A 23,698-nucleotide genomic window follows, 5' to 3' on the forward strand; every position below is an offset into this window, starting at 1 on the left:
TCTTATGGTCGGCCTTCCGTGCAGCGGGAAGACGACGTTGGCGCGGCAGCTGGAACGAACCTACTCGGCGCTTCGCCTCACGCCCGACGAATGGCACACGCGCTTATTCGGACAAGATCTCGACGACAAGGATCATGACGTCAGGCACGATACGGTCGAAGCGCTGCAATGGAACGTCGCGGAGCGCGTCTTGACGTTGGGCGTGGACGTCATCTTGGACTTCGGGTTTTGGGCGCGCGAGCAGCGGGACGAGATGCGGCGACGCGCGGCCGCGCTGGGGGCCGACTTCCGCATCCATTACGCCGAGGCGTCCGAGGAGACGCTGCTGGCGCGTCTGGCGGCGAGGAACGCCGCGCTCCCTCCGGCTACGTTCGCCTTGCCCGAGGCGATGTTGAAGTCGTGGATCCCGATGTTCGAGCCCCCGACGCCGGAGGAATTGGAGGGGGGTTCATCCGATGACGGAAGCGACGAAGCGTAGATGGGCCGAGGAGGTGGCCGCGGAGCTGAACCGGCGCTTCGGCCGCGCGGTGACGGAGCTGACGGAGATCGATTTGGGCTGGCTCAACGCCAAATGGAAAGCCGAGACGAGCGAAGGTCCGCTGTTCGTGAAGGTGTACCACCCGGACCGGTATAGGCTGCACGAGCGACCCGAGCGGAGACGCGCGATCGAGACGACGCTGCGGCTGCAGCGCGGCTTGCACGAAGCCGGAGCGGCGTGCCCGGCGGTATATGCGCATGAGGGACGGCTGCTGCTGGAGACGCCGTCCGGTCTGCTCTTCGCGGTGCACGATTGGACGGACGGCGCCACCGTGCGGGCCGGATGCATGAGCGAAGCGCAGATGTACGAGCTCGGCCTAGCGACCGGGCGGATGCACGAGTGGCTGCGGTCCGCGGCGCCGCTCGAGCAGCCGGTTTGGACGCCGGACAAGTTGGCGTACCTGACCTCGTGGGAATCGAATCGGGAGAACGCGTCGGCGGCGGGAGACGAGGCGGTGCTGGAGTGGCTGAGCCGATCCCGATCCGTCGTGGAACGACTGGATTTCCGCTCGTTCGACGAGGCGCCGATCGGCTGGCTGCATTGGGACTTATGGACGGATAACTTATTGTATCGGGGACCGAAGCTCGCCGGCATCGTCGATTTCGACCGGATGACGTTCGCCTACCCGGAGATCGACGCGGCCCGCGCGGTGTTGTCCGGCGCGTTGTCGGACGGGCGGATGCGGACGGACGCCGTGCGGGCGTTCCTGGATGGGTACCGGGAGCGAACGGCGGCGCCCCGCGGCATGCTCCCCCGCGCGATGCGCATGATTTATTTGATCGAATCCGCTTGGTGGTATCGGACCGAAATTCGCGTCCAGAGCGAGCTGCGGCAGCTCTTAGGGCGGTTCATCGAGGAGATGCATTGGATCGAAGCGCATTGGGAGACGTTGTCCGACGAATTGGAAGCGGAATGAATCAAGCGGGGATGATGCGGGCCTGGAGGCGGAGGTTGTATGCACCGCTAATTCCGTTTCCGTTTAGCCACACCTGTCCAAGCTACGCTTCAGCCATTACGCGCCCGAATTTAGGGAACGTCAATGTTCTCTATTTTCGCTCCTTTCCTTACATTCGCCTGAATAAGGAATATGAAATCTCCCTATTTCGCTCGAAAGTGTCGCTTCGAACCGGTCCTACTGCGAATAAGGAACTTTCATGTTCCCTATTAGCCCCTTTTGGCCGTGTTCGTTGAAAATAAGGAACTTTCATGTTCCCTAACCGTCGGTCCCATGGGTTATTCGCAAGTTCAGCGGAAGTTTCCTCGATCGTAATGCTATGCGAACAAACGAACAGCGCCGTCGTCATTGCCTCTCTTTCGGCAAAACGTGCGGCGCTGTTCCTTTTTCTTATTCGGTTGCACTTGCGTGATCGGCTTGCGGCGCCATTGGCCGCGATGCGGGTCCAGTCGGATCTGCTTCTTCATATGGGATTGCCTCCTAAATGGAATTTCGAACTTTATTGTATCCCCAGACGGGTCGTCCCGGCAAGCAGGGGTAGATTGCCGAATAAAAATTGAGTATACTCATAAATGAGTTAACTCATTTATTTGGGGGGGACAGCGGATGCGTAACGCGCCATCGCGCATCGAATGGGAATACGAGGGGAAGCCGGACTTTTCTTCCGGGACGGGGGCGACCCGCGCGGAGCGGGCGCTGGCGCTCGGCTCGGCCTGCGTCGTTCCGGCCGTCGCGCTTTTGTTGGCATCGACCCGGGATTACGGGTGGAACTGGCTGCAGCTGGCGGTCGCGCTGGCGCTCGCCTTCGACATCGGCGGCGGGCTCGTCTCGAATACGCTGAATTCATGCAAGCGGTTCTATCACACGCCGCCGAAGCCGAGCGAAGGGAAGCTGGGCGCCGTATTGAAGCATCCCGTATGGTTCGGCTCTGCGCATGTGCACACGATTCTAGTCGCGCTGCTGTTCGACGCGGATCGATGGGCAACGTACGGCCTTGTCTGGTATGCGCTGCTGATGCTGTCGGTCGCCGTCGTCCTGCGAACGCCGCTTTACTTGCAGCGGCCGGCGTCGTTCCTGGCGATTCTGCTGGCGACGCTGATGAACTTCTACGTGATCGAACCGGTACAGGGCTTCGAGTGGCTGGTGCCGCTGCTGTTTATTAAGATCGTATACGGACACATGGTGAGAGAGGAGCCTTATCGACCGACATGAGCTTACGCGAGAAGAAGAAGGAAGAGACGAAAACGAGACTGCTGGCGGCGGCGCGAACGGCGTTCGCAGAGCGAGGCTATGCGGCCGCGAAAACATCGGACATCGCGAAGGCGGTCGGCATCGCGGAAGGGACGCTGTTTAACTACTTCCCGACGAAGGCGGAGCTGTTCCTCGCGGCGATGCTGCCGCCTCCGTCCGAGGCTCAGGTGACGCCCGCGCCGCCGCCGGAGCCGGACCCGGACCCTGCCGGGTGGGCGGCGGCGGCGGCGGCCATCGTCGGCGCGAATTTGCGGGGGCTCGCGGAGATGGAGAAGCCGCTGCAGCGGGAGTTCCTGGCGCTGTTTTACGGCGCGCGCCCCGCGGAGGTCGCGGGCTTGACGGCGTTCGACCGGCGCCTGGCGGACCAGGTCGGGGCGTTCTTCGCGAAGCGGAAGGCGGAACTCCCCGCCGAGCTGCGGACGTTCGACGCCGCGCTTGCGGCGGAATGCGTCTGCGGGCTGACGCTCGCGGCGTACTCCGTCTTCCTTATGGACGATACAAGATCGTACCCGGAGATGCTGAACGAATTGCGCCGTCAATTCGAATTCGTCCTCGTCGGACATGTACCGGGCGGCCGCTGACTCCAGCGGCTCGCTTCTCCGATAGCCCCCCTCCCCGATTCGACAAACTATCCGAAATTACGACAGGATTCCCCATATTTTTCCCAAGATCCATAATAAGTCTATTAATCCTAGGTTATTGACTGCGTTTTCAATGATTCGTAATATAATTATGAACCAGATGTGAACCAATTTATAGTATTAATGTTTTTGTGGTGTTATGTTCCACGAGTTGAGAACCAGAAGGAAACCAACGGAGGTGATCGAGGAAGGGGAATCGATCGACGGCAATGGCTTCGAACGGATAAACGAATACGAAAGGAGGGATTTCCTTGGCGAAAAAGGCATGGCCCGCGCTGCTTCTATGGATCGCGATCGGCCTTGCGCTGTTCGCGGCCGTCGCTTCGGCCCGTACCGAGACGGCGGAGGCGGTGCTGACGGCATCGAAGGACAAGGTCAAGGCGGGGGACGCCGTGACGGTGACGGTCGCGGTCAAGCGCGTCGCCGACTTGTACGGCGTGCAGTTCGCGTTGTCGTACGATCCCGAGAAGCTGGAGCTTCAGTCGAGCAAGGTGTCGGATGCGTATAGTCATTTTCAGAATGGATGCGAATCTTGCGAGGAAGGGGAAACTCCGATCTATCCGCTGCTTCGCAAGAAGATGGCGGACACCGAGTACAAGGCTCGGGTTCCATTGATGACGTTCGTCTTCGAAGCGAAGGAGGAAGGAGACGCGCGAATCGAGCTGCGGAGCTTGAAAGGCGTGTCCACAGCGACGTACGTGAACGCGGCCGGGTACAACGATCTCGTGCCGGTCGCGATGCAAGAGGTCGAACCGCTGACGATCGAGGTGACAAAAGGCGGCAATCGCAATGGAAACGGCAATGGCAAAGGGAATGGAAAATGAAAGGAGCGCGACGATGAACGCAACGATGAACTCATTTCGAATTTCTAGATTTTCCGCGATCGTTCTGACCGCCGCCATGCTGCTCTCCGTCCTGTACGTCCCGAAGGCGAAGGCGGCCACGGGGACCGGGACCGAATACGGCGCGCCGGTCGAAGTTGCGACGCCGATTCAATCGGCGACGTCCATCGCGATTTACGACAGCGTCGTCGGTACGGAGGACGGGGCCAACGTGATCTATACGACGCTGTCGGGCGAGCCGGCGCAGTTCGCCGTCATCGACCTGGATACGTACGAGGTCGTCAGAGCGTTGCCGTTGCCGGAAGGCAAGGACGTCTGGTCTCACGTCATCGCGCCGGACGGCAGCGTCTACGCCGCATCGAGCGGCGGCAGACTGTACCGGTATTCGCCGCAGACGAAGGCGATCGAGGAGCTCGGCGTCATTCGCGCCGGCGAAACCGCGATCTACGGTCTTAGCGTCGATGAAGCGGGCAACGTCTACGGAGGCACGTATCCGAACGCGATCGTATGGAAATACGATCCGGCGACGAAGTTGTTCAGCGACTACGGGCGCATGTCCGAGACGGCGAACTACGTGCGCTCGCTCGCGTACCACGACGGCTCGCTGTACGCGGGGCTCGGCGCGTCCGGCAAGCTGTTGAAGCTGAACCCGGCGACGGGCGAGAAGACGGACATTCCGCTGCCGACCGTCACGGGCGTCACGTACGGCAATTATCCGTTCGTCTATCAGCTGGACGTCGTGGACGATTATTTGTTCGCGCATCTGAGCGGCGGCGGCATCAGCACGTTGATCGCTTACGACACGGTCCAGCAGACGTGGCGACCGGAGCAGTTCCCGGGCTTCCACGGCAACCGCGTCTCGCCGCCGATGAACGGCAAGGCGTATTTCAAGCGGAACGCGTCGGGCGGCAACAGGCTGGTCGAGCTCGATCTCGCGACGTTCCAGACGCGGGACACGGCCATGGTGCAGGACTTCTCGATGAAGGGCGGCGGCTGGGCGTCGATTCCGAACGATCCGCTCCTGCCGGGACCGACGCTCGTCAACATGCGTTTCGACGGCAAGGTCGGCTTCTTCAATATCGAGACGGAGAAGTACTACGAGAAGCCGGCCATCGTGGAGGGCCGGGCGATTCCGATTCACGCGCTGGAAAAGGGCTCCGACGGACGCCTCTACATGAGCGGCTATCCGGGCGGCTCCGCGGCGATCTACGACCCCGCGACGGGACGAACGACCGTCCTCCCGATGGGTCAGGCGGAAAGCATCGGGCAAGTCGGCGACATCGTCATGTTCAATACGTACCCGAAGGCGAACATCTACGGACTGGACGTTACGAAGCCGATCGACGCCTCCAATCCGACGAAGCTGTTCGCGATCGGAGAGGAGCAGGACCGTCCGTACGTCAATATTACGGTAGGCGACAAGATGTATTTGGGCACGATCCCGGACTACGGCAAGCTCGGCGGCGCGCTCGTCGAATACGACGCCGCGACGAAGGAATACCGAGTGTTCCGCAACGTCGTGCAAGACCAGAGCATCGTAGGCTTGGCGCATAAGGACGGCAAGATTTACGGATCGACGAGCATCTTGGGCGGACTCGACTCCGATCCGACGTCTGCGGCGGCCAAGGTGTTCGTATGGGACGCGGCGACGAAGCAGAAGCTCGCCGAGTTTTCGCCGAGCCTTCCCGGCAAGGCGCCGACGATGATCAGCGGCCTGACGTTCGGGCCGGACGGCTTGCTCTGGGCCGCGGCGAACGGGACGATCTTCGCGGTGAATCCGGATACGCAGCAAGTCGTAAAGAGCAAGGAGATTTATCCGAACGTCGTCGATTACGGCATGTGGCGTCCGATTCATCTTCGTTGGGGCACCGACGGATTGCTGTACACGGATTTGTACGGCAAGCTGACGGTCGTCGACCCGGATACGCTGGAATTCGACTCGTTAGGGATCAACACGCCGCTGTTTACGATCGGCGACGATAACGACATCTATTACGCAAGCTCGACGAAGCTGATGAAAATTCCGGTCACGCAGCGAAGCGCCGAGCCGCCGGCGGAGCCGGCGCTGAACGTCTTCAACGGCAGCTTCGAGCGACCGCTCTCGGGCGGAGCGATTCCGGGCTGGAGCAATATTTTGGCGCCTTCGGCGAACACTTCGTTCTCGCTAAGCGAAGAGCAAGCGTTCAGCGGCAGCCACAGCCTCAAGGTGACGGATACGATGACGAACGAATCGATCGCCGTCGGCAGCGAGCCGATTCCGGTGCTGCCGAACGAGGCATACACCGCGTCCGTGCAGCTGTACATCGACGCCGGACGGACCAGCTTCCTCGCGCGCTTCTACGACGCGAACGGCGTCCAGACGGGAGGCGACCTGATTCAGCACGTGACGACGGGGCTCGATCAGTGGCAAGAGATCAAGCTGACGGGTACGGCGCCGGCGAACGCGGCGACGATCCGAGTGTTCGCCTCGGTATCGCTGTTGTACACGACGACGTCGTATTACGATCACTTCGACGTGACGGGCAAGTTCCCGGGCGAAGACGCCGCCGCCGGCGCGTTCCGGCTCGCCGTTCCGACGGATACGGTGCAGGAAGGCGCCATCCTGCCGGTGACGGTGCAGGCGGAGCACGCGAACGAGCTGTACGCGGCCAAAGCGGTCGTCACGTACGACCCCGCGCGCTTCGCGGCGGAGGACGCATCGATCGGCGACGGCTTCAAGAACGGCCAAGAGACGTTCTTCCAATTCGACGCGGAGACGCCGGGCGTCGTGCGGCTGATCGCGACGCACACGGGCGACCGCTCCGTGAGCGGCGACCTCGTCGACATCGCGACGATCCGCCTCCGCGCGCTGACGGAGGGCGACTCGGCGATTACGCTGACGACGGCCTCGGAGCTGGCGAAGATCGACGCCGACGAGACGGGCGAGACGGTGTCGCCGGAGCAGCCGATCGCCGCGCAGGTGAAGATCGTGAAGGACTTCCGCGACGTCGATCAAGACGGCAAGGTCGACCTCGCCGACTTGGTGGCCGTGGCGAAGCGCGTCGGCGGCGCCTACGATGCGAAGTACGACGTCAATCGCGACGGGAAGATCGACGTCGCGGACGTCGCGCTCGTCGCGATGGGAACGCTCGAATAACGAAGGAGGAAGCGGCATGACGCGAAACAAGATTCGATTCGCGGCGGCGTTCGTCGCCGGCGCGCTGCTCGCGACCTCGCTGCTTCCGTCCGCGGCTCCGGCGGCTCAGGCCGCCGGGTCCTTGGGCGGGAAGCGGTTCGGCGAGCCGGTCAGCGTAAGCGTTCCGATTACGAGAGTGTCGATCAACGACGCAGTCTTCGGCATGGAGGACGGGAAGGAGACGGCTTATACGACGGTGACGTCGGAGAACGCCATTTTCAACGTGATCGACGTTCGGTCCAATACGCTGCTGCGCGCCATCGAGCTGACCGGAATGCACACGACGTGGCGCCATGCGATCGCGCCCGACGGTACGGTGTATATCGCGGGCACGACGTCCGGCAATACGCCGGTGCTGTGGAGCTACTCTCCGGTCACGAAGCAGGCGACGAATCACGGCGATCCGGCGCCCGGCGAGAAATCGCTCTGGGCGATGACGACGGACGAGCGCGGCAATGTGTACGGGGGCACGTTCCAGAGCGGCAAGGTGTTCAAGTTCGACCCGGTCGCGAAGACGTTCCGGGATTACGGCTCGATGGTGGCGGGTCAAGAATACGTGCGTTCGATGGCGTACTACGAAGGGCACGTCTACGCGGGCATCGGGACGACCGGAGCGGTCGTAAAGCTGAACGTCGACACCGGCGAGAAGACGGTCATCTCGGACCCGGTGGCGGGCATTCTCGGCGTCGCGCCGGCCGACGTGCCGTTCGCGTACGATATGGCCGAGGTGGACGGCTACTTGCTGGTGCGTTTCGCCGGCAACGTGAACGAGCTGCTCATTTACGATTTGGCAAATGAAACCTGGCTCCCCCACAGAATCGGCCGGCAGCTCGGCGGCGCGGTGTTCGGCTGGAACGAGCTGGAGTCTAGGGACGGCAAGCTGTACTTGATCGTGAACCGCCAGCTGGCGGAAATCGACCTGACGACGTTCCAAGCGCGTTCCACCGGCATCAGCTTCGGCAGCTCGCTGCGCGGCGCGGAGTGGATCGCGTTCCCGGACGACCCGCAGCTCCCGGGCGAGTCGATCGTCACGATGACGAGCGACGGCAAGACGGTCGTCATGAACCCGGCGACCGGGGTACGGAAGGAACGGCCTTCCGTCGTCGCGGGCGCGCCGAATCCGCTGCATCAGCTGGAGCCGGGACCGGACGGCAAGCTGTATATGAGCGGCTACCCGGGCGGCCTCGGGGCCGTGTACGACCCGGTGACGGACAGTAAGGTCAACTTCTCGATCGGCCAGGCCGAAGGCATCGTCGCGCTCGGCGACTACATGTACTACGGCGTGTATCCGGGCGGATTGATGTATCGCAGCAAGATCGGCCCGGGGGCGCCGGTCGCTCAGCAGCTGTTCACCATCGGCTCGGACCAAGACCGTCCGTACATGATGACGACGGGGGCCGGCAAGCTGATGATCGGGACGATCCCGACGTACGGCAAGCTGGGCGGCGCGCTGACGATATACGATCCGGCGACCGGCGAGAAGAAGGTGTACGCGAACGTCATCCACAATCAGAGCATCACGGGTCTCGTCTATCGGGACGGCCTCATCTACGGCGGGTCCAACATCTACGGCGGCCTCGGCGTAACGCCGACGGAGACGGAAGCGAAGCTGTTCGTGTGGGACGTCGCCGCGGAAAAGAAGGTGGCGGAGTTCACGCTCGACATCCCGGAGCTCGACAAGCCGCCGATGATTACCGGCCTTACGATCGGTCCGGACGGCATGGTGTGGGGCAATGCGGACGGGGTCGTTTTCAAGATGGATCCTTCCACTTATGAAATCGTCGACTACAAAAATATTTATCCGGACGTGAAAAACTACGGCTTCTGGCGTCCGTACCACCCGCGCTGGGGCGAGGACGGCCTCCTGTACGTCGATCTCGCGGACCGGATGACGGTCGTCGATCCGGAGACGATGGACTTCGTGCAGCTGACGCCGAACGGGCAGGAAATCAACTTTATGGCGATCGCTGCGGACGCAAGCGGCATAGAGCAGATCTACTACACGGCGGGCGCGCATCTGATGAAAATTCCGGTGGCGAACGACGGCGGCGGCCCGACCGATCCGGTCGAACGGGACATCCCGGTGACGAACGGCGGCTTCGAGACGACCGGCGGCGGAACGATTCCCGGCTGGACGAATCCGTATCCGAACGGCCTCGCCTTCGGCGTAACGGACGAGAAGAGTCGTTCGGGCGCGCGCAGCGCGAAAATCGCGGATGCGTCCCGGGAGGCTTCGGGCGGATTGTTGAGCGATCCGATTGCAGTAAAATCTGGAAAAACGTATACCGCTAGTGTTAATATCAATATGACGGAAGGCGATCCGGACGATGCGGCGCTGATGCTGTATTTCTACGACGCGGCCGGCAAGGAGCTCGGGTATGCGTTCAGCTTGCTCGGCAGCGACGTCCCGAACCAGTGGCACAACGTCGAGGTGACGGGCGTTGCGCCGGCGGAGGCCGCTCAGGCCCGCATCATGCTGTACAGCTCTCGATGGAATGTGATCACCGCCTATTACGACGACGTTACGCTGCGTTCCCCTGACGACTTGGGCGACGCCGACGGCGCGCCGGGCAAGCTGGCGCTCGCGTTGAACGATTCGGCCGGCACGAAGACGCGGCCGGTGACGCTCGACGTCGTCGCGGAGGAGACGGATCGGCTGTATGCCGCGAAGCTTTCGCTCGCCTTCGATCCGGCTTCCTTTACGCTGGAGTCGGTCGTCGAAGGGGAAGCGCTGGCGAACGGCGGAGGCTACTTGACCTGGAAGCAGGACGGGGGCAAGGCGACGGTCGTCGCGACGAAGGTCGGCGACGGCGAGATCGGCGACGGCGACGTCGTCGCGAGCCTGACGTTCCGCCCGACGGGCAAGACCGGGGCGTCCTCGTTCGCGCTGCTCGGCGGCGAATCGACGCTCGCGCGGGACGACGCGGAGACGACCGGCGCGTTGTTCGCGCTCGGTTCGGATGTCGTTGCCGCATACGAAGTCGTGGAGCGGCTGGAAGACGTGACCGGAGACGGCAAGGTCGCGATGGACGATCTGGTCGCGGTCGCGCGCCGCATCGGCGCACCCGCGGCGGAACACCGCTCGCTGGACGTGAACCGGGACGGCGTCATCGACATCGCCGATCTGGCGTTGGTCGCCGCGGCGCTGCTGGATTCGTAAGGGACTGGAATCGAGGCCGCGGAGTAACGTTCCGCGGCCTTACTCACTAGAAGGTTGGAGATTCGGACAATGGACAACAAGGTAAGCCGGAAGACGTTCCGGCATCGGCTCGGCGAGATGGTCTCGGCGCTGCGCGAAGACATTATTACGGGCCGCCGCCCGCCCGGCGATTATTTGCCGTCGGAGCTGACGCTAGCGGAGCAGTTCTCCTTAAGCAAAAACTCCGTCCGCCAAGGACTCGAGCAGCTCGTCGGCGAGTCGCTGATCGAGAAGGTGCCGCGGGTCGGCAACCGCGTCCGCGATCCGAACGAGGCGGGGACGATCACCGTCCGGTTCGGCTATTACGCTTCGATGCTGCACGAGACGAACTTGCAGGAGATGCTGGAAGGCTTCTATAAGCTGCATCCGCATATCCGCGTACAGATGGTGCCGATCTACTATAGCGGCTTCTTGGAGACCGTTCCCGAATATTTCGAGAATGGTCTTCTTGACGCCGTGACGATCAATACCTATAACTACCAGCATTGTCTCGACGGCGGGCGCGAGCGCATCTTCGAGCCGATGGAAGAAAACAAGGAGCTGTACCCTTTCCTCACCCGCGCTTTCCGGCGGAGCGGCGGCGAGCTTCTCGTGCAGCCGTTCGTCGCTTCTCCCGTGGTGCTCTGCTACAATAAGGAGCACTTCGAGGAGCGGGGCGTGCCGGAGCCGGACAGCAGCTGGACGTGGGACGACCTGCTGCTGCATTCGGCGGCGCTGCGCGACGGCCGGGAGCGGTACGGCTTCCACTTCCATCTGTTGTCCGGCAATCGATGGCCGATCTTCCTGCTGCAAAGCGGGACGTCGTTCCGCCGGGACCCCGGCGATCCGACCTCCGGCTTGGACGTCGGCGACAGCCGGCTGTGGGACGGGCTGGAGCTCGGCCGGCGGCTGCACTACGACCCGGGAACGCTGCCGGCGTTCCTGTCGGAGACCGACTCGGATACCGAGTCGCTGTTCCTCCAGCAGAAGGTATCGATGATGATGACGACCTATTACAGCTTGAATTCGCTGAAGGGGGCGGGCTTCCGCTACGATTTGGCGCCGCTGCCCTCGCATCGCGCCGCGAAGACGCTGTTGCTCTCCATCGGCCTCGCCGTGAACAAAGCCTCGAAGGCGAAGGACGCGGCGATGGCGCTCGTTCGGTATTTGCTCTCGTACGACGTCCAGCTCGGCATCCGGCGCGGCACGCTTACGATCCCGAGCCATAAGAAGGCCGCCGAGTGGCAGGGGAAGGAAGCGATGTATCGTCCGCCGCATTTCCACATGTATCGGGATATCGTGCCGACGTTCGCTCACATTGCGGATTTGGGCTTGCCGCTCAAGGAGCTGGAGCGGATGCGGAACGAATTGAAGTTGTATTGGTCCAACATGGAAAGCCGGGAGCAGGCGATCGAGCGGCTGCGAACCGCTTTCGGGCGCGAGCCGGGCTGATCGCGGAGTGCCGAGCGAGGCGCGGATCCGCGCTTGCAGCAGCCGCCCGCCGTCGAGCCGGTCGTAAGACCAAAGGCCGAGGGCGGGCTCCGTCCTTTTTCCGACGCGCAGGGAACGGTTTTCCCCCATACTGAAGGCAACGAAGACAGAAGGGGAGAACGCTCTATGGTTGAGGCTTACGTCGCGGAAGTTCGGGTTCGGCAGAAGGAGGAGCGGCTGCGCGCGATTTCGGCGCTTGCATGGCGGTGGTTCGGCGCGCGGGGAACGTTTTGCGCGAGGTGCTTGGAGCAAGAACGTCGAGGCGAGGCGCGCATAGAGTAGCATCGTTCCACGTATGAGGAACATAGGAGAGGTTGAAACGAGGGATGGAAATGCGGGACGACGCGCGCGTGCGCGAGGCGGAGCTGCTGCGGGACATCGCGGAGACGATCAACGGCACGTACGATATGACGCAGATGTTGGACGCCGTGCTGGATAAGGTGCTTGAACTGACGGGCTTGACGACGGGATGGGTGTTCCTCGTCGAACCTCGGAAGACGGGCGAGCTGCGCTGCGCGGCCGACGTCGGGTTGCCCCCGGCGCTCGCGCGGGACGGCAAGCAGCCGATGCGGGGCGGCACATGCTGGTGCGTCGATCGGTTCCGCGACGGACGATTGCGCCGGGCCGCGAATATTTTGAACTGCAAGCGCATCGAGGACGCGATCCTGCACAAGCGCGGCGACACCGGCGGGCTGACGCATCATGCGTCGATACCGCTCCGGTCGGGCGACGACTTGTTCGGCATTCTGAACGTCGGCGCGTCGGGCAAGACGGCGTTCAGCGACGAGGAGCTGAGCCTGCTGCAATCCGTCGCGCTGCAGATCGGCACGGCGTCGCACCGCATCCGGCTGTACGGGGAGGAACGCAAGCGCGCCGCGATGTTCGAGCGGCTCGGCGCGGTCGCGAGCGAGCTGCGCGCGGTCGTCGAGCCGAAGCCGGAACGGATCGCGGCCAGCATCGTGCGCGTCTCGGGCGAGACGTTCGGCTGGTCGAACGTCTCGCTCTGGATGCGGGAGTCGCAGGGGCTCTTCCTGCATGCCTCGTACGATTCGGGAGAGGTGCGCGTCCCTTCGTGCGGGTCGCCCGGCCATTCGTGCGCGCTGCTCGACGAAGTGCTCGAGACGCTGGAGACGAAACGGCTCGCGGCGCCGGTCGATCCGGGGCTGCTGCCGTCCGGCGCGCCGATTCGCGCGGGCGCCGCCGTGCCGCTCCTGCTGCAGGGGCGGCCGATCGGCGTGCTCGTCGCGGGCAGCTCGACCGAAACGGCGTTCGACGGCGTCGACGCGGAGGTGCTCTCCGCGCTGTCGGCGCATGCGGCGCTCACCTACGAGAACGCGCGGCTGCAGGAGCAGGGCAAGACGCTCGCCCGTTGGGAGGAGCGCAACCGGATCGCCCGGGACCTGCACGATTCCGTGTCGCAGATGCTGTTTTCGCTGCAGCTGCACGCCAAAGGGCTCGAAGCCGCGTTGGCGGAATCGCCCGCGGGCGTGCGGCGGGCGGCGACGGAGATCGGCCGTCTATCGCGCGAGGCGCTGGCCGAGATGCGCGGCATGATTCGGCAGCTGCGGCCGGCCGGCCTCGAGGAAGGGCTGCTGACGGGGCTGACCCGATACGGAGCCTCGATCGGCGTGACGGTCGCCTGCGACGCGGGCGCGCTGCGGCAGCTGCCGGAACGCGTCGAGCTGGCGCTGTGGCGCATCGGGCAGGAGGCGCTCAACAACGTGGTCAAGCATGCCGGCGTCGACCGGGCGTCGATCGCGCTCGCGTTCGAGTCGGGCGCCGTCGTCATGACGGTGTCGGATCGCGGGAACGGGTTCAGGAACGACGACGCGGACGGCTACGGCTTCGGCATGACGACGATGCGGGAGCGGGCGGAGTCGGCCGGCGGCGCGGCGTCGGTCGACAGCCGACCGGGGTACGGCACGGACGTGCGCGTCCGACTGCCGCTGCCGGCGGCGGAACGAGGAGGAGAGTAGTCATGAGCGGAACGAACGGTACGGCAAAGGAAGCGGCCGCGGCATCGAAACCCGCCATCCGCGTGCTCCTCGTCGACGATCATGCGATCGTGCGGCAGGGGCTTGTTTTCTATCTGGGCATGCAGGGCGACCTTGACATCGTCGGCGAAGCGGCGAACGGCGTCGAAGCGGTAAGCCGCGCGGCCGAGCTAAAACCGGACGTCATCTTAATGGACCTGTTCATGCCGGAGAAAAACGGGATCGAGGCGACGCGGGACATCCGGGCGCTGGACGCGAAGGCGAAAATTATCGTGTTGACGTCGTTTTCCGAGCAAGATCATGTGTTGTCGGCCATCAAGGCCGGCGCGAACGGGTATTTGTTGAAGGATACGGACCCCGCCGACATCGCGAACGCGATACGAGGCGCGCATGCCGGCCGGCCGCAGCTGCACCCGGCCGCCGCCGCGCAGCTCATGTCGCACGTCGCCGCCGCGCCGGACCAGTCCGCCGCGCCTGCCGCCCCGACCGCTCCGGCGTCCCCGGACGCGCTCACGCCGCGGGAGGCGGAAATTTTGTCCTTCCTTGCCCGAGGCTATAGCAATAAAGAAATTGCGGCCGCTTGCGGCATCGCGGAAAAGACCGTAAAGACGCACGTCAGCAGTCTGTTGAGCAAGCTCGGCGTCGCCGATCGGACGCAAGCGGCGCTGTACGCCGTAAAGCACGGTCTCATAGAGTCCTAAGACCAATGGATGACCGCCGGCTACGCCTTCCAGCCGATGTGGCTCGCTTCGATCTCTCGTATAGTGAGGATAAGGAAATTCAATCCAACCCATTGACGAAGGAATGAGCGAACATGACGAACATGAACATGGTATTGTTGGCAGGCAGCAACCGGAAGGACGCTTCGAGCACGAAGCTGCTCCGATATATGAAAGAACGGTTAAAGGCGCGAGGCGTCGAGGCGACGCTGTTCGACGTGTACGAGTCGCCGCTGCCGATCTTCTCGCCGGACGACGCCGAAGCGCACCCGAACGCGAGGCGGCTGGTCGCCGCCGTGCAGGGCGCCGACGGCCTCGTGCTCGGGACGCCCGAATATCACGGCTCGATCTCGGGGGCGCTCAAGAATGCGCTCGATTATCTCGGCTCGGGCGAGGTAGGAGGCAAGCCCGTGTTGTCCGTCAGCTCGTCGGGCGGCGCCGTCGGCGTCAGCTCGCTGACGCACCTGCAGGGCATCGTGCGCGGCTTGCACGGCATCAACAGTCCGGAGTGGGTGTCGATCGGCGGCCGGCAATGGTTCAACGCCGACGGTTCGCCGGCCGACGAAGGCATGCGGACGCGGGTCGAACGGGCGCTCGACCAGCTCGTCGCGATGACGGAGGCGCTGAGAGGGGTGACGGCGCGATGATCAAGGGCTTATACGAGACGCACCTGCCGGTGACGGACCTGCAGCGTTCGATCACGTTTTACGAATCGCTCGGCCTCGAGCTTGCCGTTCGGTACGACGACGCCGCGTTCCTCTGGATCGAGAAGCGGGCAAGCTGGCTCGGCCTCTGGGCGAAGGACGATTTCCGCACGAACCGGGAGCCGTCCACCGCGCCGTCGAACGGCCGGCACATCGCCTTCCGCGTCGACTTCGACGACTTGCGCGCCGCCGTCGGCTGGCTCGCCGAGCGGGGCATCGCCGTCGACGCCTTCGGCGGGGTCGACGTCCGCGAGCCGCTCATGCGGCCGCATCAACAGAACGCGTCGGTGTATTTCTTCGATCCCGACGGCAATCACCTCGAGCTCATGTGCAGCTTGCCCGAGGGAGCGCCGACGGAACCCGCGCGGCTGCTCCCGCTAAGCGAAGGCTGGCCGGAGCTTACGTAATATAGAAGTCGCCCGGTCTGGGACCGGGCGACTTCGCGCGCTGCCGCCGCCGCCGCCGCGCCGGCACGATCCGCAGCGCAAGCAAGAGCAGCAGCCCCGCCAGCAGCCAAGCGATCCAGGCGATCAGCGGCGCCGCTCCTTGCTGCTCGATGCCGACCGCGGCGAACGCCCAGACGACCGTCAGGACGAAGGCGGTGTCGCGGTATCGGCGGAACGCGGCGTACGCGGCTCCCGCGCCGATCAGGAGCAGCAGCACCGTCCAATACGCTTCTAGCCCCCAGCCGTTCCCGCCGGACGCCTTGAGCCCGACCAATCCGTTGACGCCGGAAGCGACCGCGATCCAAGCCGTATACAGGCTGAAGGGAAGCTGCACGAACAGCTTCGACGTCAGCCCCGCGTCGTCCCGCGGCGAACCGTCCACGCGTCGCGTGGCGAGGTAGATCGGGAGCAGCGATATCAGCATACCGAGGATGAGGAAGACGCTCGAACGAATGTACAAGAAGTGCCAACACAGCAGCCAAGCGATGTTGAACGCGCAGCTGACGACGAACCAAGGCCCGATGCGCCGAAACACGGACAGCTCCCGCCAGCCTGGCCGCCATTGCAGCAGCACGAAGACGCCGAGCAGCGCGTAGATCGCGCCCCAAATTGTAAACGCATACGAAGCAGGCGTCGCCAAAACCGGAAACATCGCCGACACCTCGCCGGTCGTCCTTCCCCCGAACGGTATGGCGTTCGCCAGCCCGTTCGCCAGAAGCACCGCCCCATACGCCGCCGTATTCCACCCTCGCCACAAGTTCGCTCGCACGCGAGACCGCCTCCTCGATTGTCCTCTTTCCGCTAGTATATGCGTCCCGTTCGTACAGTTACCTTACCGAGCGATTACAGTTTCGGACTTGCGGTTCCTTGCTAACATGTAGCAAGATTGTACAAGTCATTGCCATCCTAGTCATGGAACGGCGCGTCTCGCTCTGGTACAGTGAGAACGAAACGACGCAATACGAAATCGACATTCGAAAAAACGGAGCGTGAACAATCGACCATGACAACGCAGCTTCGAGGAGCGGTCATCGGATACGGCGGCGCATTCAACATGGGCAAGCAGCATGCGATGCAAATGATGGAGAACGGGATCGCGTTCGCGGCGGCGTGCGATCTGGACGCGGGCCGGGCCGCGCAGGCGAAGGCGGACTTCCCGGACATCGATGCGTATACGAATCCCGACGATCTGCTGGCGCGGGACGACATCGACCTGATTACGGTCATTACGCCGCACAATACGCATGCGGAGCTCGGCATGCGCATTCTAGAAGCCGGGAAGCATTGCATCCTGGAGAAGCCGATGTGTATCGCGGCGGCGGACGGTTACGCGATGACGATGCTCGCCCGCGAGAAGGGCAAGATGCTGTCGGTGTACCATAACCGTCGCTGGGACGGCTGGTACTTGACGCTGAAGGACCTGATCGAGAAGGGCATCATCGGCGACGTCTTCCACATCGAGCTGGCGTTCGGCGGGTACGGCAAGCCGAACGACTGGTGGCGTTCCGTGAAGGCGATCTCCGGCGGGGCGTTGTACGATTGGGGCGCGCATCTGATCGACTATGCGCTCGGCGTCGTGCCGGGCGGCATCCGTTCGGTGCGCGGCGTCGTGCAGAACCTCGTATGGCACGAGTACACGAACGAGGACCACGTGGACAGCACGATCCATATGGAGAACGGCGCTACGATCAACGTCCAAATCTCCAGCATCGCGCATGCGGGCAAGCCGCATGTCCGGCTGCTCGGGACGAAGGGCGGGATCGTGGACGGGAACATTTTCGACGGGGAGCTGACGCTCTATACCGATCTCTCCGGCGTGAAGGTGGAGACGAAGGTACCGACGACGAAGAGCCGAGGCGAAGCGTATTACGCGAACGTTGCGGATCATCTGTATCGCGGAGCGAAGCTGATCGTGACGCCGGAGCAGTCGCTGCGCAACATCGCCGTCATCGAGACGACGGAGAAGTCGGCGGCCGAAGGCCGGGAGCTGCCGGTGCCGTACGAAGAGCTGCATCGATAACTTTCGGGAGAGTCGCCGGGGCCGGCGGCTCTTTCTTTTGGCGATTTTTTCCGATACGATGGGGGTACACGGAATTGCGGGAGGACGACCCACCATGGAACCCACTTTGAAAAAGGCAGTGCTTCTCGGCGCCACCGGCCTCGTCGGGGCGCAGCTGCTGGACAAGCTGCTCGCGTCGCCGGCGTACGGCGAGGTGACGGCGATCGTGCGCCGGCCGTTGCCGGAGCGAGCGAAGCTCAAGCAAGTCGTGCTCGCCGACTTCGCGGCGATGTCCGGCGCGGCGTTCGCCGGCGCGGAGGACGTGTTCTGCGCGCTCGGAACGACGATCAAGCAGGCGGGATCGCAGGCGCGGTTCCGCGAAGTCGACTACGACTACCCGGTAGCGGCGGCGCGGCTCGCCAAGGAAGCCGGCGCGCGCCGATACGTGCTCGTCTCGTCGATGGGGGCGGATCCGGCGTCGAAGATTTTCTACAGCCGGGTGAAGGGCGAGACGGAAGCGGCGATTCGCGCGCTGCAGCTGCCGATGACGTCGATCGTCCGGCCGTCGCTCCTGCTCGGCGATCGGCGGCAGTTCCGGTTCGGCGAACGCGTCGCCGCGCTGCTGTCGCGTCCGCTCGCCTTCGTCTTCCGCGGGTCGCTGCTCAAATACCGCCCGATCGAGTCGCGCGACGTCGCGGCCGTCATGCTGCGCGTGGCGCAGATGTACGCGCCGGGGACGCATATTTACGAGAACGACCAGCTGCATAGGATGGCGCCGAATTCGTAAGGTGCGCGGGAAGACATTCCTGAAAGAGAGGGGGGAATGGATTGGCACGCACGTATAAGGCGGAAGGGCGGCAGGTCGCGAAGCTCGTTCGCGGGTTGTTCGCCGTCGTCGCCATGCTGGTGTACGGCTACGCGTTCCCGGAGCTCGACCGGACGGTCCTGGTCGCGATTCTCGCGGTCGGCTGGATCGCGGCGGAGCTGGCGGCTTGGTGGTGGGTACGGAGGCGCCGTGCGGCGAAGACCGGTCGCGCACGCGGCAAGACGATGTAGGATTCGGAATTCGTCGTAGTCAACAAAGCCCGCCGGACGCATGCCGGCGGGCTACAAAGCTTATTGCAGGAAACCTCGGGTCTCCTTCTTGGTTGTCTTCTTCGTACTGCGCACGGCGGGCCGCTCCAGCTCCCGGATGCGTTCGATCCACCGTTCCGGCGTCAAGCCGTTCGCATGCGCCTCGTGGATCCGCTCCGCGTAATCCTCGCAGTTGTAATGCTTCCCGAGCAGCTCCAGAACGGGCGCGTACTCGCGCAGGAGGCGGACGGCGTCGTCAGGGCCGTACCGAAGACGCCCGACAAGATGCTCCGCCATGCCTTGCCCGAATCGATCAAGCTCTTCGTACGTGCTGATTGTCATGGTACTTCCACCTGCCTTCCGAACGGAGATAATAGCCGACAAGCCGCAAGCTGTCTTCCAACCGTTCGTTCGCGAATACGACCTGATTGCCGAGCCGCAGCGGGTCCAGCTTCCGTCCCCGGCGATCTCTTACGATCTGGTCGCCGAACCAAGCGGCGTCTTTCCCTAATTTTACCGCATCCCGCACGATCATGCCAGTGTCATTGTCCGCCATCGGCCCGATCATGAGATCCGGATGCTTGCGGCACGGATCGAAGCCCTTGCGGTCGTTCGTCCGGTGCTTGAAGACGAATTCCGCCCACTCCGCTTCCGGCGCCATGAAGATGCGCGGGAACACGTCGATGCGCTTGGGCAGCAGCTGGATCTTGAGCACGCACGGCGTCGGCGTCTGCAACCCGGCGTAATGCTTGGCCCCATGGACGGCCCACTTCATCGCTTGCTGCATCGAGATCGTCGTGTAGAATCCCTCCCCGAAATCCCGGTTCGGTTTCCAAAACGCACGGTCCAACAGTCGTTCTTGAAACGCAGACAAGTAGAAATCTAATGTGCCGTGATACAGTATCGTGGGCAACCCGACTCGATTCATCACAGACCCCCTGTCCCACATGCAGGTTTTCCACATTATACCTTGCCGGGAGGGGGAGCGACAGTCCAAGCAGGAGGGGCGGGGGCGGCGTCGAATACATTTTCCTAAGGACCTTAAGAACATGTACCCCATTCCGCGAAGGAGGACCGCGCATGAGCGATAAGCTGATCCGCATCTTCAACATCCTGACGGCGATTCAAGCCAATCCGGGCATCTCGGCGAACGATCTCGCCTTCAAGTGCGAAGTCGACGTCCGCACCATCTACCGGGATATGGAGCTCATCTACTTGATCGCGCCCGTCACCAACGAAGGGAAGGGGACCGGGTATCGGTTCATGGGCCGCTTCGCGATGACGCCGCTCAACTTCACCGAGCAGGAATCGCTCGTCTTCTCGATGCTGCCGTCGCTGCTCGACAAGGAGAAGCTGCCGCCCGGGTTCGAGACCGCATACGACAAGGTGATGGCGACGCACCGCAAGGAGAAGTCGCGGCGGCATCACATCATCGAGGACATCGCGGACATTATCCAGATGGGCACGCCGGCGTACCGGAAGGAGAGTCCGAACTTCCTGCAGCCGATCATCCGGGCCATTCTCGAGCGCCGGACGATCGACACCGTCTATCACACGATGTCCCGCGACGAGACGACGGAGCGCAGGATCGACCCGTATTATTTGGTGCCGCGGGATCAGCGCTTTTACTTGATCGGGTATTGTCACTTGAAGCAGGGCATTCGCACGTTCCGAATCAGCCGCTTCCGGAAGGTCGAAGTGACCGAGGAGCTGTTCGACAAGGGCGACTTCAGCATCAAGAAGCATCTGAAGAACACATGGTCCATCGAGCAGGGCGACAAGAACATTACGTTCAAGGTGCGGTTCAGCGCCGACATCGCCCGGTACGTGAAGGAGGAGGAGCTGTTCGTCCATCCGCGGATGAAGGATCATAAGGACGGCAGCATGACGTTCGAAGTGACGGTCAATAACGAAAAGGAGTTCCTCCGCTGGATTCTCCAATACGGCCCGTCCGCGGAAATTCTCGAGCCGAAGTCGGTGCGGGAGAAGATGCGGGATCAGCTGCGGGACTGGCTGGCGTTGTATAAGTAGGGCATGGAGAGCGGTCGCCGCGGTCGGCGAATGCCGGCCCAGCCTGCAAAAGTGCAGTTATTGGGCCTCTGGATTGGCGGCGGTCGTTAAATACCTGCATTCGTGCATGTATTTTGTCCCTTCCAGCCTCGAAGGCATTGAATTACCTGCATTTCCGCAGTTAACTGGAGATTTGGGTTCAATTATCTTGAAAATACCTGCATTTCCGCAGCTAAGCGCAGCGTCTCGCAATGGGATGCTGCGCTTTTTTGCCGCCGGGCAGGAATCCTTTTCGATGGGGTAGAAGAGGTCATAAGGAAAATCGCATATCAGACAGACTGCGGGGATGAAGCAATGGATCAAGCAAGCTTACTGCGATCATTCGAGCTGGAGTTTCGCGTCACCAAACATCCCGCTTTGTTTGAGTCTTTGTTGCACCGGATATTCACATCGAGTTCGGAAATTATCAGCATCACCACGTTCGAAGAGGGCCTCTGCCTTTATGCGAACGATGCGTTCTTCGAAGTCGTCGGCTTTCGCAGGGAAGATATTATCGGCCGGACGTTCGATCTATGGGTGAACCCTTCCGATCGGAAGGAACTGGTCCTCATGTTAAAGGAGCGGGGCACAGTCAGAAATTTCGAATCCGACTTCTTGGACGAAGCCGGCAATATCCATCACGCGCTGCTGAATCTGCAGTGCGTCGAGATCCTCGGCGTGCAGTGCATCTTAACCGTCGCCAGAGACATTACCAAAGATCGCGTTCGGATGAAGGAGTCGCTTCATAAAGAGCTGCTGGACGATCTGCGGCAAGCGCTCAAGTCGCTGCCGAATCTCGTCTTCCGCCTCGAGAAGGACGAGAACGGGAAGCTCGTCTATACGTTGTCCGAGGGCAAGATCGCCGAAGCGATGGGACTGACGACGGAAGCGATCTATGGGCGAGCCGTACCGGAGCTGTTCCCTCCCGAGATTTACGCCGTCGCGGAGCCGCATATCCGGAAGGCGCTGAACGGAGAGCATACCGAGTTCGAAATCGAGGTCGGCGGCGCCGTCCTCCACAAGCTTATGTCTCCCTATTACGAAAACGACCGCATCAAAGGCGTCGTCGGCGCCGCCATCGACATCACCGAGAAGCGGAAGCTGGAGACGCTGCTCCAACGTTCCGAGATGAGCTCGGTTCTAGGCCAGCTCGCCGCGGGCGCCGCGCACGAAATCCGGAATCCGCTGACGGCGATCAAGGGCTTCGTTCAGCTCGCGGGCGAGCTGTTCGATCGGAGCGGCAACGCCAAGGGCCGCGAATACATCGACATGGCGATGACGGAGCTGTCGCGCGTGAACGGGCTCGTCACCGAGATGTTATGGCTGCGGAAGCCGAAGGAAATCCGTTACGAGCTCGTCTCCGTCCCGAAGCTGCTGCAGGAGATGGTACCGCTCCTGCATGTAGAGGCGAACATCAAGTCGATTCAAGTGCTGCTGCACATGGAAGACGTTCCCGACATGATGGCCAAGAGCGATCTGCTGAAGCAAGTCGTCTTGAATCTATGCAAGAACGGGATCGAGGCGATGAACGAGGGCGGCAGCCTGCATCTCTCCTCCTGGTCGGCCGGCGGCAAGGTGTTCATCGGAATCCGCGATACGGGTTCCGGAATCCCGGCCGAGCTGCAGGAGCAGCTGTTTACGCCCTTCCTGACGACGAAGCCGACGGGCAATGGACTCGGACTGTTCATCTGCAAGCAGATCGTGCAGGATATGAACGGAGACATTCGGATCGAGTCGAGCCCGCAGGGGACCGCGGCGACGCTGTCGTTCCCGGCGGCGACGGCTTGAAGGGGAGAAGCGAGGTGCCGATTCGGATGAAGAGTTTCATAGGCACGCATGACGAGCGGTGGCAGGACGATCGCATGTACCGTCACGACAGCCTGGAAATCACGCTCATTATGGAAGGGAGCGGCCGGTTTCGCACGGAGGCCGAGGAGATCCCCGTCGAAGGCGGACAGGTCGTGTGCATCCGGCCCGGCACGCTGCATTCCTTCCATGCCGTCACGCCGATCCGCTTCGGCGTCATCTTGACAGAGGGGGTCGAAGGCGTCCCGTCGGCGATGTTCGAAGCGCTGCTCGCGGGGAAGTCGTACGCCGACATCCGGCTGTCGCCCGCGCATCGGGAGCGGTACGAAGCGTTGTTTCGTCTGTGGCTCCGCGTCTTGTCGGCTCCGGCGAAAGACCCCGAGGCGGTGTACTCGACATGGCTGCAGCTGTTCTTGGTGTTCTTGTCCGAAAGCGACGGAGGCGCCGGACCGGAGGTGCTGTCGGTCGCGCGGGCTGCCGATTCGATTCGGCAGCGCTTCCGCGACCGGCTGTCCGTAGGGATGCTGGCGAGCCTGTGCGGCCTGAGCGAAGACGGCTTCCGCAAGCAATTCTATCGGGCGTACGGCATGACGCCGAAGCAGTTCCAACAGCAATGCAGAGTTTCGGAGGCGAAATGGATGCTCAGCTCGACGAGCCACAGCGTGCAGGAGGTCGGCGAGGCCGTGGGCTACACGACCGTTCACGCCTTCTCCGCCTGGTTCAAGAAGGAGACCGGCCTGGCGCCGACGGAATGGAAGGCGACGCTGACGCTGAACCGGTCGGGCGGGGCGGACCGGTCCATTTTCGAATAAAAGATATCGACTTTCTCGCAAAGA

The 23,698-nt window shown here is 62.8% G+C and carries 23 protein-coding genes; 19 read left to right on the top strand and 4 right to left on the bottom strand.

Annotation, left to right across the window (positions count from 1 at the left end):
- The first annotated feature begins 4 nt into the window (after nt 1–4).
- On the top strand, nt 5–478 hold the full coding sequence (locus RIN49_RS11155) for a P-loop nucleotide/nucleoside kinase family protein (protein ID WP_309120244.1): 474 nt from the start codon (nt 5–7) through the stop codon (nt 476–478).
- Nucleotides 456–1,454 carry a phosphotransferase enzyme family protein gene (locus tag RIN49_RS11160; RefSeq protein WP_309120245.1) on the top strand — a complete coding sequence of 333 codons (999 nt, stop codon included), beginning with the start codon at nt 456–458 and terminating at the stop codon, nt 1,452–1,454. Before RIN49_RS11155 ends, RIN49_RS11160 begins: the two co-directional genes overlap by 23 nt.
- A gap of 356 nt (nt 1,455–1,810) precedes the next feature.
- Here RIN49_RS11160 and RIN49_RS11165 read toward each other — a convergent pair whose 3' ends face one another.
- Complete coding sequence (locus RIN49_RS11165) at nt 1,811–1,960, bottom strand: hypothetical protein (RefSeq protein WP_309120246.1); 150 nt, start codon at nt 1,958–1,960, stop codon at nt 1,811–1,813.
- A 139-nt stretch (nt 1,961–2,099) separates the two neighbouring features.
- Between RIN49_RS11165 and RIN49_RS11170 the strand changes: the two genes are divergently transcribed.
- The 11 genes from RIN49_RS11170 (at nt 2,100) to RIN49_RS11220 (ending at nt 15,895) form a co-directional block, all read left to right on the top strand.
- Nucleotides 2,100–2,705 (top strand): hypothetical protein, encoded by a 606-nt coding sequence (locus RIN49_RS11170; RefSeq protein WP_309120247.1) that lies wholly within the window; start codon nt 2,100–2,102, stop codon nt 2,703–2,705.
- Nucleotides 2,702–3,325 carry a TetR/AcrR family transcriptional regulator gene (locus RIN49_RS11175; protein WP_309120248.1) on the top strand — a complete coding sequence of 208 codons (624 nt, stop codon included), beginning with the start codon at nt 2,702–2,704 and terminating at the stop codon, nt 3,323–3,325. The genes RIN49_RS11170 and RIN49_RS11175 overlap by 4 nt, the downstream gene beginning before the upstream one ends.
- Nucleotides 3,326–3,636: 311 nt before the next feature.
- Nucleotides 3,637–4,209 carry a cohesin domain-containing protein gene (locus tag RIN49_RS11180; RefSeq protein WP_309120249.1) on the top strand — a complete coding sequence of 191 codons (573 nt, stop codon included), beginning with the start codon at nt 3,637–3,639 and terminating at the stop codon, nt 4,207–4,209.
- A 13-nt stretch (nt 4,210–4,222) separates the two neighbouring features.
- Complete coding sequence (locus RIN49_RS11185) at nt 4,223–7,363, top strand: cohesin domain-containing protein (RefSeq protein WP_309120250.1); 3,141 nt, start codon at nt 4,223–4,225, stop codon at nt 7,361–7,363.
- A gap of 16 nt (nt 7,364–7,379) precedes the next feature.
- Nucleotides 7,380–10,562 (top strand): dockerin type I domain-containing protein, encoded by a 3,183-nt coding sequence (locus RIN49_RS11190; protein ID WP_309120251.1) that lies wholly within the window; start codon nt 7,380–7,382, stop codon nt 10,560–10,562.
- A 69-nt stretch (nt 10,563–10,631) separates the two neighbouring features.
- Entirely contained in the window at nt 10,632–12,032 is a 1,401-nt protein-coding gene (locus RIN49_RS11195) for an extracellular solute-binding protein (RefSeq protein ID WP_309120252.1), read from the top strand.
- 165 nt (nt 12,033–12,197) lie between these two features.
- Complete coding sequence (locus RIN49_RS11200) at nt 12,198–12,353, top strand: hypothetical protein (protein ID WP_309120253.1); 156 nt, start codon at nt 12,198–12,200, stop codon at nt 12,351–12,353.
- A 44-nt stretch (nt 12,354–12,397) separates the two neighbouring features.
- Complete coding sequence (locus RIN49_RS11205) at nt 12,398–14,047, top strand: GAF domain-containing sensor histidine kinase (protein WP_309120254.1); 1,650 nt, start codon at nt 12,398–12,400, stop codon at nt 14,045–14,047.
- A gap of 2 nt (nt 14,048–14,049) precedes the next feature.
- Entirely contained in the window at nt 14,050–14,766 is a 717-nt protein-coding gene (locus RIN49_RS11210) for a response regulator (protein ID WP_309120255.1), read from the top strand.
- 113 nt (nt 14,767–14,879) lie between these two features.
- Entirely contained in the window at nt 14,880–15,431 is a 552-nt protein-coding gene (locus RIN49_RS11215) for an NADPH-dependent FMN reductase (RefSeq protein ID WP_309120256.1), read from the top strand.
- The gene (locus tag RIN49_RS11220; protein ID WP_309120257.1) at nt 15,428–15,895 is read left to right on the top strand and encodes a VOC family protein; all 468 of its coding nucleotides are present in this window, start codon (nt 15,428–15,430) and stop codon (nt 15,893–15,895) included. The genes RIN49_RS11215 and RIN49_RS11220 overlap by 4 nt, the downstream gene beginning before the upstream one ends.
- On the opposite strand, the gene RIN49_RS11225 is transcribed toward RIN49_RS11220, so the two are convergent.
- Complete coding sequence (locus tag RIN49_RS11225; protein WP_309120258.1) at nt 15,888–16,703, bottom strand: hypothetical protein; 816 nt, start codon at nt 16,701–16,703, stop codon at nt 15,888–15,890. The two genes, RIN49_RS11220 and RIN49_RS11225, sit on opposite strands and share 8 nt — an antisense overlap.
- 234 nt (nt 16,704–16,937) lie before the next feature.
- Between RIN49_RS11225 and RIN49_RS11230 the strand changes: the two genes are divergently transcribed.
- The 3 genes from RIN49_RS11230 to RIN49_RS11240 all read left to right on the top strand — a co-directional run bounded on the left by RIN49_RS11230 (nt 16,938) and on the right by RIN49_RS11240 (nt 18,989).
- Entirely contained in the window at nt 16,938–17,954 is a 1,017-nt protein-coding gene (locus RIN49_RS11230; protein WP_309120259.1) for a Gfo/Idh/MocA family protein, read from the top strand.
- Between the two features lie 94 nt (nt 17,955–18,048).
- Nucleotides 18,049–18,720 carry an oxidoreductase gene (locus RIN49_RS11235; RefSeq protein ID WP_309120260.1) on the top strand — a complete coding sequence of 224 codons (672 nt, stop codon included), beginning with the start codon at nt 18,049–18,051 and terminating at the stop codon, nt 18,718–18,720.
- A gap of 41 nt (nt 18,721–18,761) precedes the next feature.
- The gene (locus RIN49_RS11240; RefSeq protein ID WP_309120261.1) at nt 18,762–18,989 is read left to right on the top strand and encodes a hypothetical protein; all 228 of its coding nucleotides are present in this window, start codon (nt 18,762–18,764) and stop codon (nt 18,987–18,989) included.
- Between the two features lie 60 nt (nt 18,990–19,049).
- Here RIN49_RS11240 and RIN49_RS11245 read toward each other — a convergent pair whose 3' ends face one another.
- Both RIN49_RS11245 and RIN49_RS11250 read right to left on the bottom strand, forming a co-directional pair.
- Nucleotides 19,050–19,349, bottom strand: coding sequence for a hypothetical protein (locus tag RIN49_RS11245; RefSeq protein ID WP_309120262.1), 300 nt, complete (start codon nt 19,347–19,349; stop codon nt 19,050–19,052).
- Nucleotides 19,321–19,935 (bottom strand): DUF3990 domain-containing protein, encoded by a 615-nt coding sequence (locus RIN49_RS11250; RefSeq protein WP_309120263.1) that lies wholly within the window; start codon nt 19,933–19,935, stop codon nt 19,321–19,323. Before RIN49_RS11250 ends, RIN49_RS11245 begins: the two co-directional genes overlap by 29 nt.
- A 152-nt stretch (nt 19,936–20,087) precedes the next feature.
- On the opposite strand from RIN49_RS11250, the gene RIN49_RS11255 reads away from it, so the two are divergent.
- The 3 genes from RIN49_RS11255 (at nt 20,088) to RIN49_RS11265 (ending at nt 23,674) form a co-directional block, all read left to right on the top strand.
- The gene (locus tag RIN49_RS11255) at nt 20,088–21,038 is read left to right on the top strand and encodes a helix-turn-helix transcriptional regulator (RefSeq protein ID WP_309120264.1); all 951 of its coding nucleotides are present in this window, start codon (nt 20,088–20,090) and stop codon (nt 21,036–21,038) included.
- Between the two features lie 333 nt (nt 21,039–21,371).
- Nucleotides 21,372–22,844 carry an ATP-binding protein gene (locus RIN49_RS11260; protein ID WP_309120265.1) on the top strand — a complete coding sequence of 491 codons (1,473 nt, stop codon included), beginning with the start codon at nt 21,372–21,374 and terminating at the stop codon, nt 22,842–22,844.
- Nucleotides 22,845–22,870: 26 nt separating this feature from the next.
- The gene (locus RIN49_RS11265) at nt 22,871–23,674 is read left to right on the top strand and encodes a helix-turn-helix domain-containing protein (protein ID WP_309120266.1); all 804 of its coding nucleotides are present in this window, start codon (nt 22,871–22,873) and stop codon (nt 23,672–23,674) included.
- Nucleotides 23,675–23,698 lie beyond the last annotated feature (24 nt).

Origin of the sequence: Paenibacillus sp. (assembly GCF_031177825.1) — a bacterium.
Classification (GTDB): domain Bacteria; phylum Bacillota; class Bacilli; order Paenibacillales; family YIM-B00363; genus Paenibacillus_AE.

Coding starts and splice junctions, on each gene's coding strand:
- RIN49_RS11155 (WP_309120244.1), top strand. CDS start 5: ATGGTCGGCCTTCCGTGCAGCGGGAAGACGACGTTGGCGCGGCAGCTG.
- RIN49_RS11160 (WP_309120245.1), top strand. CDS start 456: ATGACGGAAGCGACGAAGCGTAGATGGGCCGAGGAGGTGGCCGCGGAG.
- RIN49_RS11165 (WP_309120246.1), bottom strand. CDS start 1,960: ATGAAGAAGCAGATCCGACTGGACCCGCATCGCGGCCAATGGCGCCGC.
- RIN49_RS11170 (WP_309120247.1), top strand. CDS start 2,100: ATGCGTAACGCGCCATCGCGCATCGAATGGGAATACGAGGGGAAGCCG.
- RIN49_RS11175 (WP_309120248.1), top strand. CDS start 2,702: ATGAGCTTACGCGAGAAGAAGAAGGAAGAGACGAAAACGAGACTGCTG.
- RIN49_RS11185 (WP_309120250.1), top strand. CDS start 4,223: ATGAACGCAACGATGAACTCATTTCGAATTTCTAGATTTTCCGCGATC.
- RIN49_RS11190 (WP_309120251.1), top strand. CDS start 7,380: ATGACGCGAAACAAGATTCGATTCGCGGCGGCGTTCGTCGCCGGCGCG.
- RIN49_RS11195 (WP_309120252.1), top strand. CDS start 10,632: ATGGACAACAAGGTAAGCCGGAAGACGTTCCGGCATCGGCTCGGCGAG.
- RIN49_RS11200 (WP_309120253.1), top strand. CDS start 12,198: ATGGTTGAGGCTTACGTCGCGGAAGTTCGGGTTCGGCAGAAGGAGGAG.
- RIN49_RS11205 (WP_309120254.1), top strand. CDS start 12,398: ATGGAAATGCGGGACGACGCGCGCGTGCGCGAGGCGGAGCTGCTGCGG.
- RIN49_RS11210 (WP_309120255.1), top strand. CDS start 14,050: ATGAGCGGAACGAACGGTACGGCAAAGGAAGCGGCCGCGGCATCGAAA.
- RIN49_RS11215 (WP_309120256.1), top strand. CDS start 14,880: ATGACGAACATGAACATGGTATTGTTGGCAGGCAGCAACCGGAAGGAC.
- RIN49_RS11220 (WP_309120257.1), top strand. CDS start 15,428: ATGATCAAGGGCTTATACGAGACGCACCTGCCGGTGACGGACCTGCAG.
- RIN49_RS11230 (WP_309120259.1), top strand. CDS start 16,938: ATGACAACGCAGCTTCGAGGAGCGGTCATCGGATACGGCGGCGCATTC.
- RIN49_RS11235 (WP_309120260.1), top strand. CDS start 18,049: ATGGAACCCACTTTGAAAAAGGCAGTGCTTCTCGGCGCCACCGGCCTC.
- RIN49_RS11245 (WP_309120262.1), bottom strand. CDS start 19,349: ATGACAATCAGCACGTACGAAGAGCTTGATCGATTCGGGCAAGGCATG.
- RIN49_RS11250 (WP_309120263.1), bottom strand. CDS start 19,935: ATGAATCGAGTCGGGTTGCCCACGATACTGTATCACGGCACATTAGAT.
- RIN49_RS11255 (WP_309120264.1), top strand. CDS start 20,088: ATGAGCGATAAGCTGATCCGCATCTTCAACATCCTGACGGCGATTCAA.
- RIN49_RS11260 (WP_309120265.1), top strand. CDS start 21,372: ATGGATCAAGCAAGCTTACTGCGATCATTCGAGCTGGAGTTTCGCGTC.
- RIN49_RS11265 (WP_309120266.1), top strand. CDS start 22,871: ATGAAGAGTTTCATAGGCACGCATGACGAGCGGTGGCAGGACGATCGC.